31 protein-coding genes are annotated in these 26,357 nt (G+C 60.8%); 23 read left to right on the top strand and 8 right to left on the bottom strand.

Going from position 1 to position 26,357, the window contains the following annotated elements; genetic code table 11:
* The first annotated feature begins 99 nt into the window (after positions 1–99).
* The 4 genes from RI101_12015 to RI101_12030 all read left to right on the top strand — a co-directional run bounded on the left by RI101_12015 (position 100) and on the right by RI101_12030 (position 1,644).
* On the top strand, positions 100–426 hold the full coding sequence (locus tag RI101_12015) for a type II toxin-antitoxin system RelE/ParE family toxin (protein ID MEC4890774.1): 327 nt from the start codon (positions 100–102) through the stop codon (positions 424–426).
* A 29-nt stretch (positions 427–455) separates the two neighbouring features.
* On the top strand, positions 456–752 hold the full coding sequence (locus tag RI101_12020; protein ID MEC4890775.1) for a helix-turn-helix transcriptional regulator: 297 nt from the start codon (positions 456–458) through the stop codon (positions 750–752).
* A 386-nt stretch (positions 753–1,138) separates the two neighbouring features.
* The gene (locus RI101_12025; GenBank protein MEC4890776.1) at positions 1,139–1,375 is read left to right on the top strand and encodes a hypothetical protein; all 237 of its coding nucleotides are present in this window, start codon (positions 1,139–1,141) and stop codon (positions 1,373–1,375) included.
* Positions 1,376–1,380: 5 nt separating this feature from the next.
* Positions 1,381–1,644: a hypothetical protein gene (locus RI101_12030; GenBank protein ID MEC4890777.1), complete on the top strand. Its 264-nt coding sequence runs from the start codon at positions 1,381–1,383 to the stop codon at positions 1,642–1,644.
* Between the two features lie 511 nt (positions 1,645–2,155).
* Here the strand turns inward: RI101_12030 and RI101_12035 are convergent.
* Positions 2,156–3,544: a hypothetical protein gene (locus RI101_12035; GenBank protein ID MEC4890778.1), complete on the bottom strand. Its 1,389-nt coding sequence runs from the start codon at positions 3,542–3,544 to the stop codon at positions 2,156–2,158.
* Between the two features lie 116 nt (positions 3,545–3,660).
* Positions 3,661–4,716 (bottom strand): protein kinase, encoded by a 1,056-nt coding sequence (locus RI101_12040; protein MEC4890779.1) that lies wholly within the window; start codon positions 4,714–4,716, stop codon positions 3,661–3,663.
* Between the two features lie 880 nt (positions 4,717–5,596).
* Here RI101_12040 and RI101_12045 point away from each other — a divergent pair.
* The 7 genes from RI101_12045 (at position 5,597) to RI101_12075 (ending at position 11,588) form a co-directional block, all read left to right on the top strand.
* Positions 5,597–6,082, top strand: a complete 486-nt coding sequence (locus RI101_12045; GenBank protein MEC4890780.1) for an alpha/beta hydrolase — start codon at positions 5,597–5,599, stop codon at positions 6,080–6,082.
* A gap of 77 nt (positions 6,083–6,159) precedes the next feature.
* Positions 6,160–7,206: a medium chain dehydrogenase/reductase family protein gene (locus tag RI101_12050; GenBank protein MEC4890781.1), complete on the top strand. Its 1,047-nt coding sequence runs from the start codon at positions 6,160–6,162 to the stop codon at positions 7,204–7,206.
* Between the two features lie 239 nt (positions 7,207–7,445).
* Positions 7,446–8,519, top strand: coding sequence for a hypothetical protein (locus tag RI101_12055; GenBank protein MEC4890782.1), 1,074 nt, complete (start codon positions 7,446–7,448; stop codon positions 8,517–8,519).
* A gap of 114 nt (positions 8,520–8,633) precedes the next feature.
* Entirely contained in the window at positions 8,634–9,620 is a 987-nt protein-coding gene (locus RI101_12060) for an alpha/beta hydrolase-fold protein (GenBank protein ID MEC4890783.1), read from the top strand.
* Positions 9,621–9,763: 143 nt separating this feature from the next.
* On the top strand, positions 9,764–10,141 hold the full coding sequence (locus RI101_12065; GenBank protein ID MEC4890784.1) for a hypothetical protein: 378 nt from the start codon (positions 9,764–9,766) through the stop codon (positions 10,139–10,141).
* Between the two features lie 256 nt (positions 10,142–10,397).
* Complete coding sequence (locus RI101_12070) at positions 10,398–11,267, top strand: hypothetical protein (protein MEC4890785.1); 870 nt, start codon at positions 10,398–10,400, stop codon at positions 11,265–11,267.
* A gap of 15 nt (positions 11,268–11,282) precedes the next feature.
* A complete protein-coding gene (locus tag RI101_12075) occupies positions 11,283–11,588 on the top strand; it encodes a hypothetical protein (GenBank protein MEC4890786.1) in 306 nt (101 codons plus the stop codon).
* Here the strand turns inward: RI101_12075 and RI101_12080 are convergent.
* On the bottom strand, positions 11,585–11,890 hold the full coding sequence (locus RI101_12080) for a GIY-YIG nuclease family protein (protein ID MEC4890787.1): 306 nt from the start codon (positions 11,888–11,890) through the stop codon (positions 11,585–11,587). The genes RI101_12075 and RI101_12080 overlap by 4 nt on opposite strands.
* Positions 11,874–12,026 carry a hypothetical protein gene (locus RI101_12085; protein MEC4890788.1) on the bottom strand — a complete coding sequence of 51 codons (153 nt, stop codon included), beginning with the start codon at positions 12,024–12,026 and terminating at the stop codon, positions 11,874–11,876. Before RI101_12085 ends, RI101_12080 begins: the two co-directional genes overlap by 17 nt.
* 143 nt (positions 12,027–12,169) lie before the next feature.
* Between RI101_12085 and RI101_12090 the strand changes: the two genes are divergently transcribed.
* From RI101_12090 to RI101_12105, 4 genes are all read left to right on the top strand, one after another.
* The gene (locus tag RI101_12090) at positions 12,170–12,490 is read left to right on the top strand and encodes a hypothetical protein (protein ID MEC4890789.1); all 321 of its coding nucleotides are present in this window, start codon (positions 12,170–12,172) and stop codon (positions 12,488–12,490) included.
* 242 nt (positions 12,491–12,732) lie between these two features.
* Entirely contained in the window at positions 12,733–13,326 is a 594-nt protein-coding gene (locus tag RI101_12095) for a hypothetical protein (GenBank protein MEC4890790.1), read from the top strand.
* An 85-nt stretch (positions 13,327–13,411) separates the two neighbouring features.
* Positions 13,412–15,076, top strand: a complete 1,665-nt coding sequence (locus RI101_12100; GenBank protein MEC4890791.1) for a SulP family inorganic anion transporter — start codon at positions 13,412–13,414, stop codon at positions 15,074–15,076.
* A gap of 89 nt (positions 15,077–15,165) precedes the next feature.
* Complete coding sequence (locus RI101_12105) at positions 15,166–15,741, top strand: lipocalin family protein (protein MEC4890792.1); 576 nt, start codon at positions 15,166–15,168, stop codon at positions 15,739–15,741.
* Here the strand turns inward: RI101_12105 and RI101_12110 are convergent, their stop codons facing one another.
* Positions 15,742–16,275, bottom strand: coding sequence for a GNAT family N-acetyltransferase (locus RI101_12110; GenBank protein ID MEC4890793.1), 534 nt, complete (start codon positions 16,273–16,275; stop codon positions 15,742–15,744).
* 168 nt (positions 16,276–16,443) lie between these two features.
* Between RI101_12110 and galE the strand changes: the two genes are divergently transcribed.
* From galE to RI101_12125, 3 genes are all read left to right on the top strand, one after another.
* Positions 16,444–17,460, top strand: a complete 1,017-nt coding sequence (gene galE, locus RI101_12115; protein MEC4890794.1) for a UDP-glucose 4-epimerase GalE — start codon at positions 16,444–16,446, stop codon at positions 17,458–17,460.
* Between the two features lie 165 nt (positions 17,461–17,625).
* Positions 17,626–18,357, top strand: a complete 732-nt coding sequence (locus RI101_12120) for a Crp/Fnr family transcriptional regulator (GenBank protein MEC4890795.1) — start codon at positions 17,626–17,628, stop codon at positions 18,355–18,357.
* A 158-nt stretch (positions 18,358–18,515) separates the two neighbouring features.
* Positions 18,516–19,160, top strand: coding sequence for a hypothetical protein (locus RI101_12125; GenBank protein MEC4890796.1), 645 nt, complete (start codon positions 18,516–18,518; stop codon positions 19,158–19,160).
* A gap of 82 nt (positions 19,161–19,242) precedes the next feature.
* On the opposite strand, the gene RI101_12130 is transcribed toward RI101_12125, so the two are convergent.
* Positions 19,243–20,028: a carbon-nitrogen hydrolase family protein gene (locus RI101_12130; protein ID MEC4890797.1), complete on the bottom strand. Its 786-nt coding sequence runs from the start codon at positions 20,026–20,028 to the stop codon at positions 19,243–19,245.
* Between the two features lie 154 nt (positions 20,029–20,182).
* Here RI101_12130 and RI101_12135 point away from each other — a divergent pair, with 154 nt between their 5' ends.
* From RI101_12135 to RI101_12155, 5 genes are all read left to right on the top strand, one after another.
* On the top strand, positions 20,183–21,787 hold the full coding sequence (locus tag RI101_12135) for a peptide chain release factor 3 (protein MEC4890798.1): 1,605 nt from the start codon (positions 20,183–20,185) through the stop codon (positions 21,785–21,787).
* 18 nt (positions 21,788–21,805) lie between these two features.
* Positions 21,806–22,156, top strand: a complete 351-nt coding sequence (locus tag RI101_12140) for a hypothetical protein (protein ID MEC4890799.1) — start codon at positions 21,806–21,808, stop codon at positions 22,154–22,156.
* 76 nt (positions 22,157–22,232) lie between these two features.
* Positions 22,233–23,033, top strand: coding sequence for a class I SAM-dependent methyltransferase (locus tag RI101_12145; GenBank protein ID MEC4890800.1), 801 nt, complete (start codon positions 22,233–22,235; stop codon positions 23,031–23,033).
* Between the two features lie 10 nt (positions 23,034–23,043).
* On the top strand, positions 23,044–23,580 hold the full coding sequence (locus tag RI101_12150) for an alpha/beta hydrolase (GenBank protein ID MEC4890801.1): 537 nt from the start codon (positions 23,044–23,046) through the stop codon (positions 23,578–23,580).
* Positions 23,581–23,617: 37 nt separating this feature from the next.
* The gene (locus tag RI101_12155; GenBank protein MEC4890802.1) at positions 23,618–24,196 is read left to right on the top strand and encodes a DNA-3-methyladenine glycosylase I; all 579 of its coding nucleotides are present in this window, start codon (positions 23,618–23,620) and stop codon (positions 24,194–24,196) included.
* An 11-nt stretch (positions 24,197–24,207) separates the two neighbouring features.
* Here RI101_12155 and RI101_12160 read toward each other — a convergent pair whose 3' ends face one another.
* Together RI101_12160 and RI101_12165 are read right to left on the bottom strand one after the other, a co-directional pair.
* Positions 24,208–24,807: a VOC family protein gene (locus tag RI101_12160; GenBank protein MEC4890803.1), complete on the bottom strand. Its 600-nt coding sequence runs from the start codon at positions 24,805–24,807 to the stop codon at positions 24,208–24,210.
* The gene (locus tag RI101_12165; protein MEC4890804.1) at positions 24,788–26,356 is read right to left on the bottom strand and encodes an aldehyde dehydrogenase family protein; all 1,569 of its coding nucleotides are present in this window, start codon (positions 26,354–26,356) and stop codon (positions 24,788–24,790) included. The genes RI101_12160 and RI101_12165 overlap by 20 nt, the downstream gene beginning before the upstream one ends.
* Position 26,357 lies beyond the last annotated feature (1 nt).

The following is a 26,357-nucleotide window of genomic DNA, read 5'->3' on the forward strand; positions in this document are numbered from 1 at the left end:
TGGCCGCTCGCGCTGGGTTTCCGTGCATCTCGTGTCCATGTCATCGACTGCGGGCTCCTATTCTTGACAGGAATATACTGAAACTTGCATATTTGAAACATGAGTGAGAAGGGGATCCTGTGGCTGGGGTCATCCCGGCGGGATCTTCAGGCCTTCCCGTCAGATGCCAGGCGCCTGGCTGGGTTTCAGCTTCGTCAGGTCCAGAAGGGCCTGGACCCGATGGATTGGAAAACGATGCCGACGATCGGTGTCGGCGTCTGCGAGATGAGAATTCATACGGCAGTCGAACATCGAGTCTGTTATGTGGCCAAGTTTGCGGAAGCGATCTACGTCCTGCATGCCTTTGAAAAGCGGACAAGGAAAACAGCGCAACGCGATATTGATCTCGCCAGGCAACGCTATCAGGCGCTTGTGGCACAACGCTGAATGCGAACAGGACCAATGAGGAGCTGCCTATGAAGGTGAAAATCACGCCGTCCAGCGGAAATGTCTTTCGTGACCTTGGGTTTGGCCGCGAAGAGGCCGAACATTTGCTGGTCCGGTCTGATCTGATGATTCAGGTCCAGAAAATCATCGCGTCACGCGGTCTCAAACAGAAAGCCGCAGCCAAAATACTGGGCGTGACCCAGCCCCGTGTGAGCGCGCTCCTTCGTGGGCGCATCGATTTATTCAGTACGGATGCGTTAATCGATATCCTGGCCAGGCTTGGTGCGCAGGTGCGTCTCACCGTGAAAGTTCGCACTGCGGCATAGGCCTGAACGATCCCTCAGAACCATCACAAGCTTATCCAAGAGTGATCCGCTCCCTACCGCACGCATAGCGTTGCCCGCAGGCCATGACGTCATTTGCAATCAAGTTGCCCAGCACCGAGTATCAACAGGCTGGCATCATCGCGCGTCTTTAGCAGGGAGGGTGAGGGGCAGCCTGGTCGTCCTCTTGCTCGTGGAACGCGAGGGCCGTGAGCAGCCAGTCGGTCCTTCTTGCTCGCTGAGGCCGCACGATCGGCCTGTGCTCCCTCAATGCGCGCAGTGAAGGCCCATCTGGCCGTTTCCCTTATGGCAATGCGGGGAATCCTGAAGGAAGATGGTATTGCGTACGGCCTTGACAGAAGCTGCGACATTGAAGAGGATTGCTCCCTGTGAGCACCAGGCAACAAAACGAACGGAAGTTCGAGCAGTGGGAAGACTTGCCTCGTGGAGAAAGACGATATTGGATCAATGTCGCAAGCCGATCAGGCTGGAAAGTTCGATACGTCAAAGAGGTCGATGCCAACGAAGTGACGCTCCGTTTCTATCAAGAGGTCTACAACGAGATTGGAGAAATGATTGAGGTGCATCACAAATATCCGGTAGACTTAGGCCATCGAAAGGTCTAGCCGATATGCCGCTTGTCACCTGTGAATCGGTTGCAGAAAAGCTTGGCGCCTATCTCCATCATGATCTGTCCTTGTCCGCTCTTGTGGACTGGGCGGAATCGGCGCTGATGAGTGACGACTTCGACCCGGCCCATCTGACGACCATTCGGGATGCCGTGGCCAGAATTGGCGCCGCGGATGTCCGCACATTTGGACTGGCCTGGGAAGACTGTGAGCAGCTCCTCTCCCAACTCGGCTATTCCGCTCAAATCAACATCGTCGCCCGATAACCAAGCCGCAGCGGGTGTGTTGCTGTAACTTGCAGCGCGCCCGTTCCTCTAAGGCGATGGCTCTCCGCCAGCTCATAGAGCCGCCGTCTGCCAAATCCCGCCGCATCGGATTCAAGACCGGAGTGAAAGAAAAGAATCCCGTTGCTCGCGGAACGCGAGGGCCGTGAGCAGCCAGTCGGTCCTTCTTGCTCGCTGAGGCCGCACGATCGGCCTGTGCTCCCTCAATGCGCGCAGTGAAGGACCGGCTGGCAGCTCCCCTTATGGTGAAGTGGGGAAAGGTGAACGAGGGTTATGCTGCGTGCACAGCGGGGGATGAATTCAGGCCATTTCTAGGAGAGACGCGAGCGAACTTGGAGGGAGCATTGGAAGGTCTGTCTGCCGCGCGCATTCGAGGAGCGCCCAGGCCGCACTTGTTACGAGAATGAGCAAGCTTGAAGGGCCTTTAGGGGATATGTCTGACGTGGGCTGCGGCGAGAAAAGATCCCCTTTTCTCATTTTTCGCTATTTCATCCTACTTGGCCAGTTCTATCAGTCGCATGGAAATGATTTGTTCCAAGGGTGCAAGCTTATCGGTGTCCTTTGAGCCTTCCGAAACTAGCGCTTCTGCTGTTTTTGGATCTTGCCGCCTTTCCTCTCGGGCAAGGTGAAGAAGAGCACGCACAACGGATCGTAGATCTTTCCTGTTTCTTGCCTCAATTATGGCCATCTGATACAAGGATCGCCCTTCCTCAGGTGCACCAGATCTAAAACGAAGCAATCCTTTGGTGGCAAGATATGTTGGTTTATATGCGCTATTGTTTTCGGGTAGGACAATCTTCTCAAAGCTATCGCAGGCTTCATCTATCTTGCCCTGGTAGGCTAAAGCTACCGTCAGATTGTTGAGCAGTAGAAAGTCTGAAGGATGCATACGCAGTCCATAGCGGGCTATAGACTCACCTTCTTCAGCGCCTGAGGTGGATAATAATGCTACCCAAGATCCAAATACGGCTGCTCTTTTTGCAAATGGCTCATCTGCTAACCAAAGTTGGGCTGCTTTTAAGCTCTCATCCCACTGGGACTCACCAATGGCTGACCAAGCTCTCGCCTCGAATGACCTAGGTACTTGGAGCAAGCTGGGGTCCACGCCGATATTGTCCGACCTCCTTGATAGCCAGGCTGCTTGAGCAACAGAGTTTTCTGTCGGTTTCTCAAGTGCTTTGCGGAAGAGTTTTTTTACTGAGCGAATATTCCCAGCTTCCCAATCAAGCGTACCCAATGCCCCCGCTAGTTCAGAAATGTGCGATGGGTGGAACTTATGTGATTCAATGCAATGCCTTCCCGTTTTTATGAGTTTGGAGGTTCTTCCTGCGGCACTAGCCACAGCAATTTCGGCCGCGAGCAACCATGGGTCTTCTTTTACATTGCTTGCCCGACGTAACAGATCATGAGCTTGCTCAGCGTCGTCGTAGTGGAGGAAAAATCTAGAAGCTGATCTTAGAACGAATCGATTGGAGGGTGCTAAACTTAACGCCATCTGCATGGGCTTCAAAGCATGAAGGGGTTGCCCCAAGGCTACGTACTCGCGGGCAAGATCCAGGTATGCAAGGGGGTTTCTAGGGAACTCCTGGAGTACTTTCCGAAGTAGCCGGATGTTTTGCCTGGTAGACTCGATTGATTGAAGTGGAGGATCGGGTAGCAAGGTTTGAGCACGAGATCTATCGGCAATAATCATGTGTGCGAGATCGCGTGCTGCTTTTGACGCCGGTCGATCCGAATTCAGAATAAACTCGGCAGCCGGCTTTGCGACGGATGATTGGCCTAGAGCAAAGGCTGCTCCAATAAAATCTCCTGCGAAGGGGAGGCTGTGATGAGTGTCCCAATCTGCCTTAGCCTTGGTTAGTTCCTCAAGTTGGGGTTTCAAAGGAGTGTGTCGATCCGCAGAACTATCAACGCCTCCGAGACTAATGGCTTCTCTCCAGGGTCGCCAACGCGGAACTACTCTTCTTCTGGGATCTTCTAATGATGAAGACATATGGTTTATGTTCGGAGCCCAATTTCGGCTCTACTCGCTAATAGGTTAAATAGCGAAACATATCTTTGAAGCGAAAACGGGTTTCCAAATTTCATACTTCGGTCTCTTGGGTGGCCTCGTAATGATGGATCAGGATCACATAATTGGCTCAGTGCTTCACGTAGCTCTGATCTAAACTCAGCCGGGAACTCATGTGCTGAATAATCCAGTGCGTCAGCGAAAGCTGCTCTAAGATATGGAAGCACTTCTTCGTAGGTTCCGTGCCAGTTGAGCCAATGAAATCGCTCATCGAGAGTCATTTGAATGAGCTGTGTCATGCTCAGGGTTGTAAAAAAAGATGAGATCATACTTCCCAAAAGGTAGGCGTCGCAGCCCATCCGTCTTGCTTCCCATGAGCTAGGAGCTGAGCCGTAGAGAAGCTCGGGTGGTGCATAGCGCTGCTCACCTGGAATAACAAGGTCGTAATGCGGTGGCTCAACTCCTCGAGCAGCAGCCCGACCGACATCGGCTATCTTTGAAGATGAGGCATCATCGAAGACCAAAACATTAGACGGTTTGAGGTCTTGATGCGCTACATTTATCGAGTGAAGCTGTTCCACCCCTAATGCAATATGGTGTAGTGATCGAAACATCCATGCGATATCAACCTGGTCTGCCTTCGCAAGTTGTGAGCGAATATCCCCATCAGCAAGTTCGAATATTATGTACTGGACCGTAGATGGAGGAGGAATTCCTGGTACAGTAACGGCCCCATCATCCAAGGCTGTCACAACTCGGGATAGCTTTCTATCTCTGCATCTGTGTAATAGGTCACATTCAAACACAAACGCGTCAATATATGGTTTTAGGGCTACTGCTGGATTTGTATGGTCCGAAAGTCTTGAGAAAAAATCCAGTGCTTTGACGTAGCCTTGTTTCCCATCTTTGTGCTGGGCAATATATCCACAAGAGAAGAAGCCTCCTGTGCTGGTCCCATGCTTTTCCACTCTTTTTAGGACATGCCAATCATTGGCAAGAGTCAAGCCCTCTAAGAGTTCATGGGGAAATGTTCTGGTTGTCATGACTCCTCCTGGAAATCATACTTGCGAACGTTGGATTGGTTTGCGCTTCTTCAGTTCAGCTTCAAGCTCAGCCTTGAGCTCAACTTGCCGCCCCTCAGGTAACTCTCCGATTAGCCTATATAGTGCTACTTGTGTCGATGATCGTGGAGCAGAATTTTCAGGGGTTCTTTGGACGGCTGCATGGAGCATGTCAGGGTCTAGTTCTAGTTCGTGAGCAATTGATTGAAGCGTTTCCTCAGCGATTCCAGGGGAGTTGCTAGATCTTTCGAGTAAAACAATGTAAGCGGGAGATTTGCCGATTCGTCTGGCAAGTTCCCGTAGTGTCAATGACTTCTTTTGCCGTGCCTCTTTTATAAGTCTGCCGATTTTGGACGTCATAGGGATCTCAACGTGTTTCGTGTTAAGTGAACACTTAACACTGCTTGCGGGGCTAAGTCAACTGTAGAATAAAAAAGGGAGACAAGAAAAGTGGCCGGTGGTCGGAAATATTATTGATCGCCTTGCCCGCTCGTGATGCGTGCGATATCAGCTTCCCATTCATAGAGCCCGCGCCAGCACTCGCCTAGCCTATATCTGACTCTCCAATGGTCGGGGTACTGCTCGTTAGATGACACCCGAACCGACTCAGTCGTCCACCCTTCTAACGCAGCCGTCGAGCAGCTGTGGCGGGGAGATGTGATTGCGGCGATAAGGTCGTGCGTGCGGAATCATGGGCTGAAAGAATCGTGAAATATACAGGCGGCGGGCTGCTTTTGGGACAACGACATGTTGTCAGGCCCCTTTGGGCGAACGGACTGTCTCTTGCCTCCCCCCTCCTTCGACGATAGACCGCGTTTGTCGGGACGGATACAATGGTGGCCGGCACACCGAAGGACACGCCATGACCTACCGGGGAACGACACCGCCCTTTCGCGGTCCTGATGGCCGGGTCCTGCCTGACAGCATCGCGGAGATTACCTACCTGCGCTTGGGCGGTCTTGATCAATGGGTGATGATCCGTGGCAGGAACCTCACCAACCCGATCTTGATTCTCCTGCATGGCGGGCCGGAAGCCTCCATCATTGATCTCCCCAATATTCTGCGAGGATGCCTCTGGTCTCCGAAACTGATGTGGGATGAAATTTCCGCCGTGGATCTCACCAAGACGGTTCCCGTCTTGCAGATGCCCATCTTTTTCTTCATAGGACGCCATGATCATGTGGTCGCCGGGGAAACCAGCGCCGCCTATTTCGAATCGCTCTCGGCACGTTCGAAGCGGTTCGTCTGGTTTGAGGAGTCCGCCCATGAGCCGGCGGTCGAGGAAGCGGACACGTTCAACCGGGCGATGGCTGAATGGGTGTTGCCGGTGGTGCAGCCATTGTCCTGAGAGACTTCTCGGGAGGTCCGCATCGTCACTCATGAAGCCACACAAGACTGGGCGTCCGCCAAGGGAGGAAGAGGATCATGACACACACACGTATTATCGTGAGCCACTACGGCGGGCCTGATGCCCTGCGGGTGATTCAAGAAGAGTGTCCTGAGCCGAAGGCCGGTGAAGTGCGGGTGCGAGTGCTGGTTGCGGGTGTGTCCCTGCCCGACTTGATGATGCGCGAGGGCATTCATCCCGAGACGCCCCCGCTGCCCTTCACGCCGGGCTGGGATCTGGTGGGCGTGGTGGACCGGCTTGGCGCCGGTGTCTCCGGAATCGAACCGGGCCAGCGGGTTGCCGCGCTGCCGATCAGCGGCGCCTATGCGGAGTTCATCTGTCTGCCGCCGCGTGAACTGGTTCCAGTGCCGTCTGGGCTGGATCCTGCCGAGGCGGTCAGCCTCGTGCTGAACTATGTGACGGCGTACCAGATGCTGCATCATTCCGCCCGGGTGCAGCCGGGCCAGCGGGTGTTGATTCACGGGGCAGCCGGAGGGGTCGGCTCGGCGCTCTTGCAGCTTGGGCGCCTTGCCGGGCTGGAGCTGTATGGCACCTGTTCATTGCGCGGGGCGCAGACGGTTTCGGATCTGGGCGGCATCCCGATCGATTACGAGCATCAGGATTTCGTGACAGCCATTCACCGCCTCACGGGCGAGGGCGTGGACGCCGTGTTTGACAGCATCGGCGGCGCGCATATCTGGCAGTCCCGCAAAGCGCTTCGTTCTGGCGGGCGGGTGGTGGCCTACGGCCTGACCGGCTCGCTCCGCGGGGGACGATTGGCTTCAGGCCGTTCAGGCGGGCGGCATCGCTTTCGCGCCATCGCGGTCTTCGGGTTGTATATTGCCGGCGGCTGGCTGTTCCCCGGCCGGAAACGGGTGGTGCCCTACAGCATTCAATGGCTTAAACGGCTGAGACCGGCATTGTTTCGGCAGGACTTGACCGCCTTGTTGGATCTCCTTCACCAGCAGAAGATCAAGCCGCTTATCGCGCAACGATTTCCTCTTGCCGAGGCACGACAGGCGCACGAGCTGCTCGGGGAAGGAGGCGTGACGGGCAAGATCGTGCTCGGAGGAAAGAATGAGTGAAGAGGGGAACACGAAAAGAGGGCGGGAATATTTTTGATCGCTTGGTCTGCTTGTGATGCGTGTGATGAAGGTACTGATCCGTAAACCCCCGTGCTAACCTCACTTAGAGGAGATCTGATTAATTCTCGATTACAGAAGGCCCGCCATTCTTCATTTCTGATCACGGTCGTAATCCCGTCAACGGGCTGGTGAGGTGCGCGTTCTCTTCGTGAGAGGCTCACGGAGGCCTGTCATCACTCGTGGCAGGATTTCAGACCCATCGAGAGGCGCTCGCGATGATTGCTTTCCTCGGCACACGTGTCGGACTCGTGATGGTCGTGCTCCTGGGCGCTGGGGGCGGCAGTTTTGCCGAGCCGCTTTCGGCCGGCCCCGCGCCGCCGCTCACGACTTCCGCGCCTACGCTGCTCTTCAAGTCAAACTTCGGGCCTGGCGTCTCGCTCGGCGCGCCCCGGAATTTATACGCGCCTTCCACTGGCGGGGGCGGAGGCTGGCAGGATCTTGCCGGGACCGATCGGGAAACCGGTTTTATCTGGCCAGTTGCCGCGTTGGGCGCGAAGTTTTCAGGGATACAACTCATCACAGTCGATCCGATCACGCCCGAAACCGTGGGCGAGCACATCACGGCTGAGATCCGGCAGGTGCCGGGGCCCAACGGCACGCCGGTCTCCGCTCTGTTTCAACGTGTGCACAAGAAAGCGCCGGCGGGCATGGTGCCGGCGGGGAAGGGGCATGCGCAGGCGCCGCTCATTCTCATCAGGCCGGCGGCGCTCGGCGATGTTCCTGATGTGTATCTTTCCTATTGGTTCAAGCACCAGGCCGATCTCGCGACGCAACTGGACAACACGGTGCCTGCTGGAAATTGGCGGGCGCAATTCGAGTTCAAGACGGGAGGCTATCGCGGCATTGATGGGCAGGGGGATTACCGGATTATCACGTATGTGATGAAGGGGGCTGATGGCCGGCTCTTTTGGCGGGCCAAGGGGGACAATGACGCCAATGGCCCACGAGTCGGGCCCAGGGTGGACTATTGGATCGAGGATAATTCCCGGGTTCCCGTTCCGGTGGATGCGTGGTTCAAATATGAAGTGTTCTGGCACCGGTCAAGTGGCAGCGATGGCCGTTTCTGGGCGGCGGTGAACGGCCAGGTGGTCGCCGATCATCACGGCCCCAACATGGGCGCGTACAACCTTCCCATTACTCGTCTGATGATCACGACCGCCTACAGTGGCGGGCATTCCGGTGTGCAGAGTTTGATGACGGGGCTGGAGATCTGGAATGGATTTCCCTGTGGTGTGGGGGTGTCCTGTTATTAGCAGAGTGTTGAAAAGATTTGCCGGCGGCGTTCCCTGCCTTCGCCGAAGCGTTTGCGCAGAATGATTGGTGGCTTGCCCCTCGCATCGGCGAGGAGGGTGGAGATGGAGCACACGATGCAGACTCGATTGAAACGCGGTCTTGTGCTGATGGGGCTGGGGTGTGGTCTTGCCGCCGCCGGTCTCTTTGCCGTACCGGCGGCGCAGAGCCAGGCTGCTCCGGAGTGGGTGACCCCGGCGGTCCGTGCGCCGCATCTCGTCCAACGCCTGTTTCACAGCGCGGCGGCGAAGACGGACGTCAGTTATCACATCTACATTCCGGACTCGTATGAGGCCGACCCGGCGCGGCGGTTCCCAGTGATCTATTGGCTGCATGGCCATGGCGGCGGGGTGCAGGCGCTGCCGCAGATTGTGGAGTATTTCGACCGGGCGATGCGCTTGGGAAAAATCCCGCCCGCTTTGGTGGTGTTTCCCAACGGCATGCCGGAAAGCATGTGGTGCAACTCGAAGGACGGCGCGGTGCCGATGGAAACGGTGGTGATCGACGAATTGGTGCCGCAGGTCGATGCGGCGTGGCGCACGATCCCTTCCCGCGCCGGCCGGCTGATCGAGGGATTCAGCATGGGCGGCTATGGCGCGGCCCGGCTGGGGATGAAATATCCCGCGTTGTTCGGCGCGATCTCTTTACTGGGTGCCGGGCCGATGCAGCGGGAGTTTCACGCCTCTGTGGGCCCTAGGAACTTGGCGGCCGACCGGGCCAGAATTTTAGAACAGGTCTATGGCGGCGACCAGGCGTACTTCCAGGCCCTCAATCCCTGGGCGCTGGCGGAGCAACAGGCGGACGTGTTGCGGGGTCGGACCAGGCTGCGCATCGCGGTGGGCGATCAGGATGCGATGCAAGGGCCGAATCAGGATTTCGCGGCGCACGTGTTGCGTTTGCGCATCCCCCATACGTTTCATCTCGTCCCCAACGTGGCGCATCAGCCGCTGAGACTGTTGCAGGCGCTGGGCGATGCCAACTGGGACTTCTATCGCGCCGTCTTGAGCGGCACGCTGTCCGGCAACCTCACGGGTGATGCCACAAGCCAGCAGCCAGGGCGATAGTCCGGTGGGGAGGGTATTGGAATTCTCCCTGGCAATCCCGGGCAGGACTATCATGTTGTCTTCCCACTCCACGGCTTTTCGTTGACACCTCGGCATGACGGCGGTAGCCTGCCGTCTTCTCCCTCTCATTCTAGGAGGCTGCTATGGCTCAGTCTGCCGGTGTGCGCTGGTTGAAAATCGCGGTGGTGTATCTCGTCATCGGGGTTGGATTGGGGATCGTGATGGGGGTCTCCCAAAACCATACGCTCTTTCCCGCCCATGCGCACATCAACCTGCTCGGCTGGGTGTCGCTGGCGGTGATCGGCCTGGTGTACCGCCAGTTTCCGGAGATTGCCGGGAACCGGCTGGCCACGATTCAGTTTTGGCTCCATAACGTGGCGCTGCCGATTACGATGCTGTCCCTGAGCGGCATTCTGCTCGGGTACCGCCATCTTGAGCCGTTTGTCGGCATCGGTTCGCTGCTGCTGGGCGCCTCGGTCGTGCTGTTTGCGGTCAATGTGTGGAAGCTGGCCTCGAAATAGCCGCGGTCGCCAGATCACGTCCCCATCCGGCTTGCGTCGATCCGGCGCGGCGGCCGGTCTGAGACCTTCCCTTCATGCCCCCGCGTGTCATCGGCAGGGCTGTACCTGCATACCGGTCTTGCGCTCATGGTTGTTCTCGGGTAGGTTGGCTACGGAATTTTCCAGTAAGAGAACAGGGTGTGGAATCAGCCGGCTCGCGGATCTGACGGGGCGGTCAATGCCGGTTGCCCAACGCCCCATTGCCAGGAGGCAGTCTATGTGGATGAGAGGATTGTGCGTGATGGCGGCTCTGGCCCTGTCGGGCTGCGGGCTGACACAGGTGCAGAAGGACACGATTGGAGAGTTTGGCCGGTCCTCGGCGTCATTTAGTGAGACCGTCGGCGCGGAGCTGGCCGATGCCCGCCGTGCCGTGATGGAGGCCAATGCGTCGGTGTTGATCCTCACGCCGCAGCGCATCAAGGATCGTGAGAGGATCGATGGGGCGCTCACGCCGGATCGGGTCGGCGCGCGGGTGCGTGCCGCGGAGACGCTTCGGACCTATGCGGAATTGCTGGTAGCGCTGGTGGAGGAGACGGGGCAGGCGGAGCTGGCACAGGCCTCCGCCACATTCACGGACAGCATCCGGGGGCTCGATCCTGAGAGCCGGCGGCTGAATGAGGAGCAACTGACGGCGGTCGGGGAGCTGGTGCAGGACATCGGCGGCCTGGTGGTGGACTACAAGAAGCGCAAGGCCTTGGAGAAGATTGTGCCGCAGGCCGATGAGCAGGTGCAGCGGATTGCGGGTCTCTTCGCGGCGGAGTTTGGGCAGGATGGGCCGTTGACCCAATACGTCAATGGCGTGGGCTTGCTGGCAGTGACGGCGGCGGACTCCGTGCTGGATCAGCCGAACGCGAGTGTGCAGGACCGGATTCCCGCCGTCGAGGCCAATCGCCGGGGTGTGGAGTTGAGGCGGACGACGGAGACGGTGTATCTGGAGATTGCCCGCGCGGCGGCGCAGCTCAAGGCGGGGCATGCGGATTTGGTGCAGGCGGTGCAGGGCCACACGGTCACGCGGGCGGATCTCACGGCGCTGACGAAGACGGTCAAGACGCTGGTCTCGCATGCCAAGACGGTGCTCATCAAGTAACGAGAAAGGGACGACATGGCGGCCATCAATGATGCACTCTGGGAACTGCGCGAAACGTATCGGGCCGAGCCGAATCCGGAACGGCGGCAGCAGCTTCAGGATGCCTACGACCGGGCGCTGCAGGCGGTCTTGGATCTGGCGGACAAGGTGCTGGGGGAGAACACGGCGGCCTATGACAAGGCCGTTGAGGGATTGAATGATGCCGTGACCCAGCTTCGCCAGGCCAAGCGCGATGTCGGCGATGTGGCCAAGGCGATCAAGACGGTGGCTAAAGCGGTTGACGCGGTGGTGAAGGTCGCGGCCAAAGTGTCCGGCATCTAACCGCGTGCTGCGATCAGCGCCAGTTTGTTCGTGCGCGTCAGGGATTTGATTGCCGCTTCCCGCTTCAGCGCGGCGCTCTTGGTCTCGTGGACTTCGGTATAGCGCAGCCGCACCGGCCGGCGGGTCTTCGTGTACTTGGCGCCGGTGCCCTTGCCGTGCTCGCCCAGCCTCCGCTCCAGATCATTCGTGATGCCGGTATAGAGGCTCCGGTCTTTGCACTCCAGGATATAGACGATCCAGTCCCTGCAGGCGGGGTCATCCGTCGGGGTGTGCGGCCGCGCGGGCTTATCGGCGGAAGCCATCTTTGCTCTTGAGCACGTCGGCCAATAACCGGTCGGCCGCTTTCGCGGCGCGGCGGCGCCGGTACCATCGCCATCCGAAGGGGAACAGCGCGCCGCCGATCACCAGGGCCACTCCCAGCCAGTCCAGGTCACTCATGGCGTCACTCTAGCAGGCTCGCGCGGACGTCCGCCAGCGTCGTGCGGCGGCGTTCAGGGACGCACCGGGGTGGCTGATTTCAAAGGGCTGATTGACAAGGGGCGGGTCCTCTTCGTAGCCTACATGGCGAGGGAGGGATCATCATGCCAATTCTTCTCGCGCTCATTCTGGTCTGTGCGTTCGCCACCCATGCAGAAGCCCTGGACGGTTCTCCTGCCGCCGAATCCGCCGCGGTGAAGGGCGATGTGTTGTATTGGGACGGTGACGAGCTGGTGGTGAAGGAGATCTCCGGCCGGGAAGCCCGTCTGCATGTCACCGCCGAGACGAAAATCGAAGGGGTGGTGAGCCGGTTGAAAACCGGCGATAAGATCGTGGCGCAGGTCCGCTCCGACGGCCATGCGCTGTCCATCACCTTGCAGATTCCAGACGGCGGGGCGGGCCTCACCACGCCGGGCTCCCGCTAGCCGGCGCTCCGCTCGGAGCCGCGCCCTGGTCTTGCCGGTGTCCTCGCAGGCCGCGGGCGCCGTTCGGCCTGCTCTGCTCCCGCCATCGGCACCACGCTGTTCATCACGCTCCTGCTTCTGTGCCATGCCCGACCGCCCGGCCTGTTCCCCTCCTTGACGCTTCCTCCATCTGGGCGTAGGGTCTTTTCAGGTTTGGAATTGTTCCGGACAGCCTAACCGGCGGCCGAGGGAAGGAGCCTCTGATGAATGCAACGATCTCCGAGATTGCGGCCCGGATGGCCGAGCTGGAAGGGCAATTGGAGCGGGCGCTGGCCGAGGAGGTGGAGGGGAAGCGGCGCCAGTTTCTCTACGTGATTGAGAAGGGGAAGGTGGCCTTCGAGTCCGATGTGCGCGCGGCGCACCGGAGGGTCCGCCAGAGCGTGCCGGCGTTTCTGCGGGAGGCGCCGGTGGCGAGCCTGCTGGTGGCGCCGGTGATTTACTCTCTGATCGTGCCGTTCGTGCTGCTCGATCTCTGGCTCTGGCTCTATCAAGCCATTTGTTTCCCGGTCTATGGAATCGCAAAAGTCGACCGGTCGCGCTACATCCTGCTGGATCGGGGCCAGCTGCGGTATCTGAATGCGATCGAGCGGTTCAATTGTGACTATTGCGGCTATGCGAACGGATTGATCGCCTATGCGCGCGAGATCGCGTCGCGGACCGAGCAGTACTTTTGCCCGATCAAGCATGCCCACCGCTGCGCCGGCGCGCATAAGCGGTATCACGAGTTTCTCGATTTCGGCGATGCGGGTGCGTACCGGAAGGAGCTGGCCCGGCTTCGGGAGGAGCTGCGGCCGTGAGCGCCGGAAGGCGCTGCGTCATTTTCATGGACTCGCGCCGCCGAGTTTGTTACGACCTTCTTGCCACTCCATTGAGCGTGAGTACATGGTGCCTCTGATCCACGGTCTCTCCTTCAACAATCTGCGCGGTGATTTCTCCGGCGGTCTTGTCGCGGCGGTCGTGGCGCTGCCGCTGGCGCTCGCGTTCGGCGTGGCGTCCGGCGCCGGGGCGATGGCCGGCCTCTACGGGGCCATCTTCGTCGGATTCTTTGCCGCCTTGTTCGGCGGGACTCCCGCGCAGGTGTCGGGTCCCACCGGCCCGATGACGGTCGTCATGGCCGGCCTCATTCTCCAATTCGGCCAGGAGCCGGCGCTGGCGTTCACGGCAGTCATCTTGGGCGGCGGATTGCAGATCCTGCTCGGGCTGACGGGTGTCGGGCGCTACATTACCCTGATGCCCTATCCCGTGATCTCCGGGTTTATGAGCGGGATTGGCGCGATCATCATTATTCTCCAGGCCGCTCCGCTGGTCGGCCACGCCGCCCATCCGGGGGGTGTGCTCGCGACGCTGGCCATGCTGCCGTCCTTCGCGGCCGATCCGGTCGTCGATGCGCTGGTGCTCGGGGTGCTGTCGCTGGCGATCGTCTCCGGCACGCCGGAGCGGGTGGGACAGATCGTCCCGCCGCCGCTGCTCGCGCTGCTGGCCGGCACGGCGCTCGGAGTGCTGGTGTTTCCCGGCGCGCCGGTGATCGGGGCGATTCCGGCCAGCTTTCCCATGCCGGGGCTCCCCAGCCTCCATCTTGATGCCGTGAAAATTGTCATCGGGCAAGCCATCGTGCTGGCGGTGCTTGGCAGCATCGACAGTCTGCTGACCTCGCTGGTCTGCGACAACATGACCCGCACGCGCCACGACTCCAACCGCGAATTGATCGGACAGGGAATCGGCAATGCCGTGGCAGGCCTGTTTGGAGGACTGCCGGGCGCCGGGGCCACGATGCGATCCGTCACGAACATCCGCAGCGGCGGCCGGACGCCTCTCTCGGGATCGCTCCATGCCGTGGTGCTGCTGGCGGTGCTGCTGGGGATGGGGCCGCTGGCCGGGCGTATTCCGCTGGCGGTGCTGGCGGGGATTCTGGTCAAGGTGGGTGTCGATATCATCGACTGGCGTTTGCTGAAACATGTGCTCCAAGCCCCGCGAGCGGATGTGATGATCATGGCGGTGGTGTGCGCCATGACCGTGCTCGCGGACCTGATAATGGCTGTGGCGGTCGGGCTGGTGCTGGCGAGTCTGTTGTTCGTCAAGCGGATGGCGGATCTTGAATTGATGAATCTGCGGGTCATCACGGACTCGGCCGCCGAATCTCCGCTCAGCGAGGAAGAGGCCCTGGTGCTCGGGCGCCACGAGGGCCGGATTATCCTCATTCACATCGACGGCCCGATGAGCTTTGGGTCGGCGAAAGACATGGTTCGGCGGCTTGAAGGCGTGGCGCGCTGGAGCAGTTTTAGAGCGGTGGTGTTGGATCTGTCGGCCGTGCCGGCCATCGACGGGACGGCTGCTCTGGCGGTTGAGGATATGATCCACTTGGCCCGGGCGCATGGCCAGCACCTTGTCCTGGTCGGGATGCAGCCGTCCGTGACCAAGGTGCTGGAGGGCTTGGGGGTTCTGCGCCTCGTCCCGCCGGATCACCACCATGCCCGCCGGATTGAGGCGCTTCATCATGCGGCCAGGCTGGCGGACTCGACCGTCTCCGCTGATCGGGCTGTCGAATAATTAAGCCGCCGCCCGCCTCCCCCGACGCCGGGGACGTGCGTCGTTACGCAGGGGGCGGTAGCGAGGTTTGTCCGCTAATGAGGCAGATCATGATGCAGCCGTCTGTTCGATCGACCGCCCACAGTAAACTCTGGTGGAGCCTTGCCCTGGCTTGTGCTGTGCTCGGCGGTTGCGCGGGGATCGAATCGCGCCGGGAGGTGCAGACGGTCGCGGCCGTCGATCTGAGCCGGTATGCCGGGACCTGGTATGAGATTGCACGGCTGCCGATGTGGTTTCAACGGCACTGCATCGATTCCAAGGCGATCTACACGCTTCGTTCCGATGGCACCGTCGGCGTGCACAATGAATGTGTGACCGATGCGGGTGAGCGGGATCAGATCGAGGGCGTGGCGGCGGTCGTGGATGCGAGGACGAACGCCAAGCTGAACGTCCAGTTCGACAATTGGTTCGCGCGGCTCTTTGGCTCATCCCGCGAGGGGAACTATTGGATTCTCGATCTCGATGCCGAGTACCGCACGGCGCTGGTGGGGACGCCGGATCGCCGGTATCTCTGGATCCTTTCGCGGACGCCGCAGCTGGAGGAGCCGGTCTACAGACGGCTGGTCGAGCTGAGCCGCGGCTTCGGCTATCGCACAGACGGCCTCGTCCGCGACCGGCGGCCCTGATCAGCGGCGGTCGAATTCCTGCTCCAAAAGGCCGTAGAGCTCGACGTCGACGGACTGGCCGAAGCGCACATAGTGCTCGCGCAGCCGGCCCTCATACCGCATCCCGGCTTTCTGCAGCACTCGCCCTGATGCCGGATTGTTCAGGAAATGCGGAGCGTAGATCCTGTGCAGGTGCAACTGTTGGAATCCGTAGGCCAGCAGGGCTTGTACCGCTTCGGTGCCGTAGCCGCGATTCCAATAGGGCTGGCCGAGCCAATAGCTCATCCGGGCATGCCGGTGCGCGGCGGCGATGTCCAGCCCGATGGACCCGATTACACGATCTTCCGCCTGCAAGACGATGGCAAAGTTGACGAGCGTGCCGGCTTCCTCGTCGCGCCGCAGGCTGGCGATCCATCGTTCGGCTTCGCCCTCGGGATACGGGTGGGGGATGACGAGCGTCCCCTTGGCGACGTCGTAGCTGCCGGCCAGGCGCTGCACGTCCGGGGCGTCGCCCATCCCAAAGGGCCGGAGCAGGAGCCGATCTGTGCGAACCATGGGGGCTGGCGCCATAGGGGCGATGAAACCACAGCAGAGGCCGGTTTGACAAACATGGCCTGTGGGCGGAAGAAGTTGCGAGATTGATTGACCCGGTCTTTCCATCTCGATAGGCTTTGATCGATGGACGAGGCGTTGGCCGTTGACCCTCTTATCAAGCAGGAACGCATGATTCTTGTCACTGGCGGTGCGGGCTATATCGGGTCACATACCTGTGTGGAGCTCTTGAACGCGGGCCATGCGGTCACCGTGTTCGACAATTTCTGCAACAGCCATCCCGAAGCGCTGGCGCGAGTCGAGCGCATCACCGGGACATCACTGCGGCTGGTCCGGGGCGACATTCGCGATCGTGCGGCATTGGTGGCGGCCTTGCGCGAGAGCGGGGCCCAGGCGGTGATCCACTTTGCCGGTCTCAAGGCGGTGGGAGAATCCGTCGAACAGCCGCTGGCCTACTACGACAACAATGTGGTCGGTACCCTGCGGTTGCTGGAAGCGATGGGTGAGTGCGGGGTGAAGACGCTGGTGTTCAGTTCGTCCGCTACGGTGTATGGCGATCCGCAGCGGCTGCCGCTGACGGAGGACCATCCGCTCTCCGCGACCAATCCCTACGGGCGCTCGAAGCTGATGATCGAGGAGATGCTGCGCGATCTGCACCGGAGCGATCCGTCATGGCGGCTCGGCATTCTCCGCTATTTCAATCCGGTGGGGGCTCATGCCAGCGGATTGATCGGGGAAGATCCGCAGGGCATCCCGAACAATCTGCTGCCGTTTGTGGCGCAGGTGGCGGTGGGGCGGCGCGAGTGTCTCAATGTGTGGGGCAACGATTACCCGACGCAAGACGGGACCGGGGTGCGGGACTATATCCATGTGGTGGACCTGGCGCTCGGCCACATCAAGGCGCTTGACGCGCTGGCTCGTGGCAAGGGAGCCGACACGTTGCTGACGGTGAACCTCGGCACGGGCACGGGTTACAGCGTGCTGGACATTGTGAAGGCCTTTGAAACGGCCAGCGGGCGACCGGTGCCGTACAAGATCGCCGCCCGGCGCCCCGGAGACATCGCCGCCTGCTACGCGGATCCTAAGAAGGCCTTCGACATCCTGGGATGGCGCGCAGAACGCGGGCTGGCCGCCATGTGCGCCGACGCCTGGCGCTGGCAGAGCATGAATCCCGGCGGGTACAAGTAGACGCGTGAATTCTCACGTGCGCTTCTTCTCGTGCCTATCTCCGGCTTTCCCCGACCGGATTGTTTTCTCTCCTGGGCGAAGACCAGTTTCAAGACGTTTTCGTGGTGGGCGGGGGCTGGCTATCGGCTGTGGCGACTCTGTAAAATGGTGACGCGTGAGGGATGCATGATTCAGACGGCCATGAATATTGCGGACCATCGGCAGTGCCAAGCCCTGTCGATGTGCTTTCGCGGCAAGCTCTGCGACCAGCTCATGAGCCGGCCTGGACGGCCGGTGTCCAAGGGCGAACTTGTCTATGGGCTCGGCGATGCGGCGCAAAGTGTCTTCTTCCTCCGGCAGGGTCTGGTGAAACTCACCTCCTTGAACGAAGATGGGCGCGAGCTCATTTTGCGCCTGCACCAGGCGGGGGATGTGTTTGGCGAGTTGTGTCATTGCACCGGCGAGCGTCGCGAACAGGCGGTGGCGATGGAAGACGGTGAAGTCGTTGAGTTGAGCTTCGACGAATTTGTGTCCCATCTGCAAGGCAATCGTCCGGCGTTTCTGCTCTTCCTCTCCAATGTGGCACAGCAACTGTCGTCGGCGTATGAACAGATTCAGACCTTGTCGTTCAGCAGCACGATGGAGCGGTTGGTGCGCACGTTGAACCGGCTGGCCGATGAATTTGGTGAGCCGGAGGGCGAGTGGACCAGACTCACCCACTATTTCCGCCAGGATGATCTGGCGCAGATGATTGGCGCGCGCCGTGAGGTTGTCTCGACGCTTTTGAATCAGCTGCGCGAGCAGGGCCTCGTCACCTATGCGCGCAAGGATGGGCTGCTCTTGCATCGCCCTGCCATCGAACGGTACCTGCTGTCTTCGGAAAAAGCCTCTGTCAGTTTGAAAGATTCCAGCTTTTAGATCGTTCCTGTCGTCAGTGTTATCCCGCTAACTTACAGCGCCGCTTCCATTCGCTATGCTTGCCCATCGCTGCTCCGCCTGGCTATGACCGGTGTCGGTTGGTTCGGCCAGGTGTGGAGGTTGTCACATGGTCCATCTTGAACAAAGGAGTGTGTCTCATGCGTCATTCATTGTATGCCTTGTCTCTCGCCGTGCTGCTGTTGTCCCCGGTGGCGTGTGCGCATAGTGCGTCCTCGCCTGCTGCTGCAGGGGCTCAGGCCAACCCGGTCAAGGTAGCGGAAACCAAAGCGGCGCTTCGGGATCTCTGGCTAGGCCATGTCTTGTCTATTCGCAATGTGGCGGTCGCGACGATGGATAAGAATGCGTCCGCGCGCGAGGCGGCTGAAAAAGGCGTGGTCGCGAATGCTCAACAGATCGCGGGGTCTATCGAGCCGTTCTACGGCAAGTCAGCGTCCGACAAGCTGTTCACCCTGCTGGCCGGACACTATGGCGCGATTCGCGATCACTTGGATGCGACGGTTGCGGGCAATTCGGCGCAGCAGGAGGCCGCTGTTAAGCAGCTCACTGCGAACGCCATGGAAATCTCAACCTTCCTGAGCGGCGCGAATCCGAACTGGCCCAAGGATGCCGTCATGGGATTGCTCACGGCTCATGCGGCTCATCACCTTCAACAGTTTCAACAGCTGAAAGATGGAGATTATGTGCACGAGGGTGAAACCTGGACAGGCATGAAGTCGCATATCTATGTGGTGGCGGATACCCTGGCCATGGGATTGGCCGCGCAGTTTCCAAACAAGTTCTAGCGACGTCACGAAGCAAGAGGCCGGTCTCTTGCCGCCAGGGGCGAATGAACCGCCCCTGGCGTCTCAGGTGAGAGGCTGGAGCTCACAACTCAATGCGTTCGTATGTAGGGGCGGCCAGGTCCTGTAGGCGCAGATCCCACTCAATGAGGAAGATCGTGGAGCGGACCGCGCTCATGGAGAGCAGCCGCCGGCCGTTTTTCGCCACGACGCTTTCCGCTTTGGTGAAATCCAGCGTGATATCCGGTCCGGTCCGGTTGCACACGAGCAAGGGAAGGCCGGTGTCTTTGGTGCGGTGTTCCCATTCGCCGTTGGGGCCGTGGAGTCCCGGCGCCCAGGCGGCGGCGGAGACCAGGAGGCCGGCCCCCTGCCGTCGGAGGTTCTCGGCGATCCCCGGCGAATAGGCATCGGCGCAAATGAGGAGGCCTACACGCTCCAGCGGCGGTGCCATGACGGGGATCGCTTCAAGGCCTGGCGTTGACCAGGCTTCCGACCCCACCCGCAGGGCGTTGATCTTCCGATGGGCCCCGGTAATGGCTCCGTCAGGCGTGATGACGAACAGGGAGTTGTGCAGTTGGTTCGTTTGCCGGTCGCGCTCCGGATGGGACAGGAAGAGTGTGAGCCGCCAGTGCGCCGCCAGCCGGCAGATGTGCGTCATCCAGGGATCCGGCTGGGGTTCGATCCACTCGACTCCGATCTGATCGGCGAACGTGTAGCCGCAGACCGCGAGTTCCGGCGTGAGGATCCAGGTGGCACCGGCTTGCGCGGCGGCCGTGATGGCGGCTTCGATGAGCCGGCGGTTATGGGCAATCTGGCCGGGGAGCGGGGCCAGGTGCAGAAAGGCGATGCGGAGAGCCGTTCGGGACATCATGGTCTCGCGGGCGTCAAGGGGAACCCTGCCGGGCGGCATCATACAAGGTCTTTCCCGGCAGTGCGAGCGATCGGACGCATAAGCCTTCTCCTGTGGACGATGCCGCCTCGCCTGGCGCAGTCACCCTCTTGGTGTGGTATATTGCCCACCCACTATGACTACCGACGCGACACTTCACGGTGAACTGGCTGCTGCGACCGCGCAACGGCGGACCTTTGCCATTATCAGCCATCCGGATGCGGGAAAAACCACGCTGACGGAAAAACTGCTGCTCTATTCCGGCATGATTCGCACGGCGGGCATGGTCCGCGGGCGCAAGGGCGGCAAGGTGGCCGCCTCGGATTGGATGGGCATGGAACAGGAGCGCGGAATTTCGATCACCGCCTCGGCCATGCAATTCAACTATAAGAACGCCGTCATCAACCTGCTCGATACGCCCGGACACCAGGATTTCTCCGAAGACACCTATCGCACACTGACGGCGGCGGACAGCGCCATCATGGTGATCGACGCGGCCAAAGGCGTGGAAACGCAGACCCGCAAGCTGTTTGCGGTCTGCCGCCTGCGCCGCATTCCCGTGCTGACGCTGATCAATAAAATGGACTTGCCGGGGCGGCCGCCGCTCGATCTGATGACCGAAGTCGAGCAGGCCTTGAGCATTCATGCCAGCGCAATCAACTGGCCGATCGGATCGGGCAGCGAGTTTGCCGGGATTGTGAACCGCAGCGACAACCGGGTGCAGCTGTTCAGCCGCACGGCGCCTGGCGGGGCGACGAAGGTGACGGTGGACACCCTGATGCTGGACGAACTGGCACGGAGCGGGCGCGTGTCCGATGACGTGATGGCGCAGGTGCAGCACGACTTGGAATTGATCGAGATCGCCGGCAATCCCTTCTCGCGCGAGCAGTTCCTGCAAGGCGACGTCACGCCGGTGTTTTTTGCGTCCGCCCTCACGAATTTCGGCATCGAGAGTTTCCTGGACGCCTTTGTGGACCTGGCGCCCTCGCCAAGCGCCCGCCTGGCTGACCGGGATGACGGCACGGAAGTGTTGGTGGATCCGATCGACACCCCGTTCAGCGCCTATGTCTTCAAATTGCAGGCGAACATGAATCCCAAACACCGGGACAGCACGGCGTTTCTGCGGGTCTGTTCCGGACGGTTCGAGCGCGACATGGTGGTGAAGCACCACCGCTTGAACCGCGAGGTGCGCCTCTCGCGCCCCCATAGCATGGTGGCGCAAACCAGGAGCACGGTGGAAGAAGCCTACCCCGGCGATATCATCGGCATCATCAATCCCGGTCTCTTTGCGATCGGCGATACGATTTCCGTGGGAGGCGGGTTCAACTTCAAGCCTCTGCCGCAATTTCAGCCGGAGATTTTCGCCCGCATCCGCCCCAGCGATGTGGGGAAGCGGAAGTCGTTCGACAAGGGGATGGAGCAGATGGCGCAGGAGGGGACGGTGCAGATTCTCCGGAGCCTCAACGACCTGGAGTCCTTGGTGGCGGCGGTCGGGCGGCTGCAGTTCGAGGTCTTGCAATACCGGCTGCGTGAAGAATACCGGGTTGAGACGGTGCTCGATGTCCTGTCGTATTCCTGCAGCGCCTGGCTCGAAGGCGATGCGAACACCTTCAAGCTCCCATCCAATTCCATGATCGTGAAGGATCACCGCGGCCGTATCGTGGTCCTGTTCGCCGATCAGGTCATGAAGAACATCGCCCGAGACCGCAACCCCGGTCATGTTTTAAAAGATATGGGCTAGGAGCCGGAGGGGGAGCGTATGGCGTATCGCCGATGGCTGGTGCTGGCTGCGGGGGGACTTCTCTGCCTGGTGCCGCCGCATGCCTGGGCGAATCCGGCGCAGGAGCGGCTGGCGGCCATGTCGGAGGTGGACCGGAGCGAGGCGCTCGCGATCTTCGTGGAGAGCAGCGGTCAGGTCTGCCGAGCGGTGGCCCGGACGTTCTTTCAGGGCGAGGATGAGAAGGGGAACGTGTTCTGGAATGTGGAATGCTCGGGCGGCCAATCGTATGTGGTGCAGATCAAGAACGATCTGAACGGCTCCACACGCGTGCTGACCTGCCGCCGGCTGGAAGCGGCTTCCGGAGGGCGTTGTTTTACGAAGTTGGAATAGTCTGATGACAGGCTGCATAGTCGATGGCGTCTCGTTGCGGCACGGATTGAGTGTATCCACATCATAGGGTGTCGGGATGAGCCAGCCGGAATATGTCTTCACCTCGGCCGGGGATCAGCGTGAAATTGAGCGGCTCCAGGCGATCGAACGGGAGTGCGATCCCGCGAGCCGCAGACGGTTGGGCACAGCCGGCCTGACGACCGGGTGGCGCTGTCTTGAAGTGGGGCCTGGTGCCGGCTCGGTGATGCGCTGGATGGCCGACAAGGTCGGCCCATCCGGACGGGTCTGCGCGGTCGATCTCTCGACGAAATTTCTTCCCGCTCAGCTTCCGGCGCATGTCGAAATCCGCCAGGCGGATATACGAACGGTGCCGTTACCCGCGGCCTCGTTTGATCTTGTTCACGCGCGCTATGTGCTGATCCATTTGCCGGATTTCGAGGTGGCGCTCTCGGCGATGCTGGCGGCGCTCAAGCCGGGCGGCTGGTTGGTGCTGGAGGAGCCGGATTTCTCCTCCTCCCGCGGCATCGCCGGCGAGGCCGCGCAATTGGCGTCGGTCCGGCGGATCAATCAGGCGATCCAATCTATGTACGAGACTCGAGGCATGGATGCCGCCTTGGGGCTGAAGCTCCTGTCTCTGCTCCAAGTGCGGGGGCTGCATGATCTTGCGATGGAGTTCGATGCGCCATGGTCTCCCGGCGGGTCCGAGATGGCGAGGCTGATGGCGATGTCCGCCGCGCAGCTTCGCGACAAGTATCTGGCGACCGGGTTGGTGACGGAGTCGGATGTGGAGGACTACGGCCGTTTCACCGAAGACCCGCGCAGCCGCGCGATCTATTATGCGACGGTGGCGGTGATGGGCCGCAAGAGATCCGAGTGAGTAGGTGGTGATGGAGACCCCTGTTCTGGTGCTCCCCGGCTTCGGCAATTCCGGGTCCGGACATTGGCAAACCCTCTGGGAGGCCCGCCATCCTGCGTGGCGGCGGGTCGAGCTCGGCCGGTGGGATGCGCCGGTGTGCGGCGAATGGGTTCGTGTGTTGGACGAAGCCGTCCGGGATTGTGCGGCTCCGCCGCTCCTCGTGGCGCACAGCCTGGCCTGTTTGCTCGTGGCCCATTGGGCGACACAGTCCACTGCCGAGGTTCGCGGCGCGTTCCTGGTGGCGATTCCCGAACCGGGCAACCCCAGTTTCCCGCCCACGGCCGTGGGATTCACGCCGGTGCCGATGCAGCAACTCCGGTTTCCCTCTCTCGTGGTGACGAGCGCGAACGATCCGTTTGGATCGTCGGCGTTCGCCCGGCGCTGTGCGACGGCCTGGGGCAGCCGGTTTGTGGACATCGGCGAGGCCGGGCACATCAACGTCGACAGTCATCTCGGCGAGTGGGACGAGGGTTACGCGCTGTTCCAACATTTTGCACAGGCGGTGTAGACGAGCCGTGGTGAGGCGAGAGGCTGGAGGGGTTGGCATGGATCGAAAGACTCGATGCCGGTGGGTCGGGGACAAGCCGCACATGATCCGCTATCACGACAGGGAATGGGGCCAGCCGGTCCATCGTGACCGGACGCATTTCGAGATGCTGGTGCTCGAAGGCGCGCAGGCGGGGCTGATGTGGGACACCGTGTTGCGGAAGCGGGCCGGTTATCGCAAGGCGTTCGCGGGGTTCGATCCGAACAAGGTGGCGAGGTTCACGGCCAGGACGAAAGCGGCGTTGCTGGAGAATCCCGATATCATCCGCAACCGGCTCAAGATCGACTCGGCGGTCGGCAATGCGCAGGCCTTCCTGGCCATCCAGCAAGAATTCGGCTCGTTCGATGCCTATGTCTGGTCGTTTGTCGGCGGGGAGCCGATCGTCAATCGCTGGAAGCGGATGAGCGAGATTCCTGCCACGAGCCCGGTGAGCGAGACTCTGTCCAAAGACCTCAAGAAGCGTGGGTTCCGGTTTGTCGGGAGCACGATCATCTACGCCTACTTGCAGGCGTGCGGGCTCGTGAACGATCACACGACGGATTGTTTCGTGACGCAACCGCCAGCCCGCGGCCGGTGAAGGTCATTGGCTTAGCGGGGTGCCGTGGATTTCATCAAGCTGTCGGCTTGCGGCGGGGAGAATCCTTGATAACCGCGGTGCCGTTCCGCGAGTTCCAGCACCGAGAAGGGCTGGCCGTCGACCATTTCAGGTGATGAAAAAATCTGCCGGAGCTGGCCGCCCCTGGCCCCCACGATGCTTCCGGCGAACACCACGCCTTCCTTCTTGAGCCGGTCGATCGCCTGCTCAATGTCTTCGACACGCACAGCCACGTGGTGAAACACCTGATCGCCGAACTTCTTCACCCAGCCGGGGATGATGCTGGTCTTGCCGCGCTCGTCCGGGTAGGCCTGATCGACGAAGAGGGCGGGGTAGCCTGGTTTCCGATAGACCTTGGCATACCAATCGTCGTATTGCAGCGTTTCGTCGTAGGCATAGCCGAGTGCGGCAAATGGGGCCGCCCCCCGGTCGATGTCGAGAGTTCTGATCGTCACGTGGTCGACGACCGGTGCGAGTCCGACGCCGGCTTCGTCCAGCAGTGCTTTCAGCACGGTTGCGGCCTTGTTGTGTGCGACGTACTCCGACACCATCTTGTCCATGAGCTGATCGAGTTCACGGTTGTGATCTGTCATGGCCGTTCCTCCTGTCGAGCGATGATCCGAACGTGATGCCTTGTGCCAGAGGGAGATCCGTGCCCCAATTGACGGTATTGGTTTGACGGCGCATGTAGGCCTTCCAGGCATCAGAGCCGGCCTCCCGTCCGCCGCCGGTGTCTTTTTCTCCGCCGAAGGCTCCGCCGATCTCCGCGCCGGACGTCCCGATGTTGATATTGGCAATGCCGCAATCGCTGCCCGAGGCGGAGAGGAACCGTTCGCTGTGCCGCAGGTCGTTGGTGAAGAGGGCGGAGGAGAGGCCTTGCGGGACGCCGTTCTGGAGGCGGATCGCCTCGTCAAGCGATTGAAACGGCATCACATAGAGAATCGGCGCAAAGGTTTCTTGCTGGACGACCGGCCAGTGATTCTCCGCCCTGACGATTGTCGGTTCGACGAAGCAGCCGGGACGATTCAGCACATGCCCGCCGGAGAGGATCTGCCCGCCCTCTTTCTTGACCTCCTCGATCGCGGCACAATAGGCCTCCACTGCGGCCTGATCGATGAGCGGTCCCATGAGCACATCCGGCTCTAACGGGTTGCCGATGCGGACCTGGCTGTAAGCCTTGACCAGTTTGCCGAGGAATTCGTCGTACCGCGCGGCGTGGACCAAGAGGCGCCGCGTGGTGGTGCAGCGCTGGCCGGCGGTGCCCACGGCGCCGAAGAGGAGCGCGCGCAGCGCCAGGTCGAGGTCGGCGGTCTCATCGACGATGACCGCGTTATTGCCGCCCAGTTCGAGGAGGGTGCGTCCCAGGCGCCGGGCGACGGTCGAGGCGACGCGGCGGCCGACCGGAACCGAGCCGGTAAAGGATATGAGCGGCAGCCGCTTGTCCTGCACCATCGTCTCGGCGAGCGTCGTCTGGTCGGTGACGCAGAGCGAGAAAATCCCCGGGCAGCCCTGCTGCTCCATCACGCGGTTGCAGATGCGCTGCACGGCGATGGCGCAGAGCGGGGCCTTGGAGGACGGTTTCCAGATGACCGTGTCGCCGGTGATCGCGGCCAGGAACGCATTCCAGGCCCAGACGGCCACGGGGAAATTAAACGCGGTGATTACGCCGACCGGCCCCAAGGGGTGCCATTGTTCGCTCATGCGGTGGGCTGGCCGCTCGGAGGGCATCGTCGCGCCATAGAGCATCCGCGCCTGCCCGACGGCGAAGTCGGCCATGTCGATCATCTCCTGAACTTCGCCATCCCCCTCGGCTTTGATCTTGCCGACTTCGAGGGAGACCAGCGTGCCCAGGTGGTCCTTGTGCTCTCGCAGCGCCAGGCCGATCAGCCGGACCAGTTCTCCGCGTTTCGGTGCCGGAACCAGGCGCCAGCTCGCAAAGGCCTCGAGCGAGGCTTTGACGATGCGGTCGTACTCGTCGGCGGAGCAGGGCTGGACCCCGGCGATGGTCTCGCCGGTCGCCGGATTCAGTGACGGCAAGACGGGGGCCTTGCTGTCGGCGGACCACGGTGCCGTTCCGGCGTGGCCGCCAGGATTGACGGCCTGGATGCCGAGATCCTGAAGTGCCGCGTGGATCGTGCTCATA

The organism is Nitrospira sp., assembly GCA_035968315.1.
Taxonomy (GTDB): Bacteria; Nitrospirota; Nitrospiria; order Nitrospirales; family Nitrospiraceae; genus Nitrospira_D.